This is a genomic window from Olsenella uli (genome assembly GCF_901212675.1).
Classification (GTDB): domain Bacteria; phylum Actinomycetota; class Coriobacteriia; order Coriobacteriales; family Atopobiaceae; genus Parolsenella; species Parolsenella uli_B.
The window spans coordinates 27-2,161 of sequence record NZ_CAAKOQ010000051.1; the positions used below are offsets into that span (position 1 = coordinate 27).

Annotated in this window: 2 protein-coding genes; both read right to left on the reverse strand. The window is 67.4% G+C overall.

The window, feature by feature from the left end; translation table 11 throughout:
* Nucleotides 1-548: 548 nt before the first annotated feature.
* Entirely contained in the window at nt 549-1,073 is a 525-nt protein-coding gene (locus tag EFAMC1_RS08955; protein WP_187324638.1) for an integrase core domain-containing protein, read from the reverse strand.
* A gap of 374 nt (nt 1,074-1,447) precedes the next feature.
* Entirely contained in the window at nt 1,448-1,711 is a 264-nt protein-coding gene (locus tag EFAMC1_RS08965) for a hypothetical protein (RefSeq protein WP_154053938.1), read from the reverse strand.
* Between the last annotated feature and the right edge of the window lie 424 nt (nt 1,712-2,135).

Below are 2,135 nucleotides of genomic sequence, written 5' to 3' on the forward strand. Positions count from 1 at the left end.
TGCGGCCGGCTCGGCAAGCGCGAGCCAGGCGGAGACCACGAGGGCCGTACCGCAGAGTGTGTCGAATACAGCAAGTACTATGCGTACGGGCATATTGCCCTCCTGAACTGCGAGTTTATGAGGTACTTGGTGGGCTTGTGGGTTGTCCGGCGAGCGTCTCTAAGTTGATGCACTCTTTGGGCGCGTGAGCGGGGCAAGCTCAAGAGAGGCTGAAAGCCCGCCCAAATGAGTTAGTATAGCGCACGGGCGCCAGACCGAAGCCACGTTTCGAGTGGGCGGCCGGGGTCTGGTATGCGCCGACGGGCTGGCGGCGTGTGCTGGCGGGTTTGTGGTGCGTGCGGCTGGCGACTTGCGGCGCACGTTGGCGGGCCGTGACGCGCGCTGGTTCGCAGGTGCTCCCTGACTTGCAGTTAACCGGCCTTTTTTGCGCCATTTACTGCCAAACAGGGAGCATCTGTGTGAAGTGAGGATGCGGACAGAAACTTGGACCACGGTTCCGGGAGGGAGTTGGAGTGGTCAAGGTTCTCTGGATAGTTATTAAAGCATCTTCAGGCGGCATCTCGCCCTAGGTCGCAAGGCGCCATACATCCGCTCCTGGAATGCAGCCGCTGCCCGTTGTGGTAGAGCTCGATGTACTTGAACGCCTCCCGCCTCGCCTCGTCCTTGGACTTGAACCCTCTGCCACTTACAAGCTCTCGCTCGAGCGTCTCGAAGAACGGCTCGGCCACCGCATCGTCCCGCGGATTTCCGGGTCCCGACATTGACTGGGCCATCCCGTGCGACCCGAGGCGTCTCTGGAGTGCGCGCGAGGCGTTTTGGGGCCCCCGGTCGTCGCGGAACGCCAGTGAGAGGTCATCCGGCGGACCCTCCCTTCCGACGGCTTGCCCAGGCGCATCGATGGGCGGCCTCTCCGTGGCCCCGCCCGTCGTCGACCGTCCGACGACCTTGTGATGCCACGCGCCTGTCACGGCCGCGAGGCAGAGCCGGCCCTCGTCGGCGTCAATATGGGTGGCGTCGCCGGCCCGGGGCCTGTTCCTGGCGCCCGCGTCGAAGGCGCGGTTGACGAGGTTCACGCGCGGATCGCCCTTCTCGACCGGCCTCGCCCGCCCGTGCCCTCTCGTCGTGCCCCTCGCCCGGAGGCCCAGCCCGCGCATGACGGCCAGGACGCGCTTCCCGCTCACGACTATCCCGTCGCGCCTGAGTCCGCGGCTGATGCGGCGGTGGCCGCGCCTGCCCTCGTGCGGCTCGAGCCTCTCGACGACGAGTCCCTCGAGCGCCTACCGCCCTATCCTCGCGTTCGACTCGGGCCCGTTCAGGTGGTCGTAGTGCTCGGATCTGGAAACGCGGAGGGTCTCGCATGCCTTCCCGATGGGGCCGAGTTCGCCCCCATGCGCCTTGACGAGCTCGCACCTCACGCATGGCCTTGGCTCAAGAAGGCCCGGAAATTCTATGGCGGCTCGTTCTCGCGCCCGAGCCCCTCGGCCTCCTTCCTGGGCCTCACGGTCTCGTAGTCCTTGTTGACCCTGGGACTCCCGTTGCCGGGAAAGGCGGCGTCGCCCACCTCCTCGTATTCCCGAGCCCAGCGCCTGGGCGCGGAATCCTTGGTCCCGAGCTCCTTTGCGAGGCCGGCGGCTCTCGTCTCTCCGCCCAGCACCACCCGAGCGGGCGCGACCTTGAGCCGCCTGTCGTGGCGCCTCCTTCTTTGGGTCATTCCGAACGCCCTGGAGTGGATATGGTTTTCTGGACACCAAGTTAAGGGCGGAAGGTGTTCAAAATGACCCATGAGCCCTGTCGAAAACGTGGACACCTGATAGTTTGGACAGCAGAGGAGCCTGCCCGGAGAAGGGCGTGGCCATGGGGGCCGAGCCTGGGACCAAGTGCGAGAAGCTCCCCAAGGACTGCCGGGACGAGACCGCCGACTACGCCATCTCGACGGGAGGCCCGTCAGGGAGGCCGCCCGCGAGCTCGGCCTCGCCGGGGGCACGCTCGGCGACCGGGTGAAGAGGAGGCGGGCGGAGCTCCCGGGCGCCCGCGCCGCTGCGCCGGACGAGCCCCGGGCGGCCAGGGGGCGCGACGGGGGGCCGGGGGGCGCCTTCCAAAGAAGAGCGGTGGCCCTCTTCGCGAGGGGGTGCCCG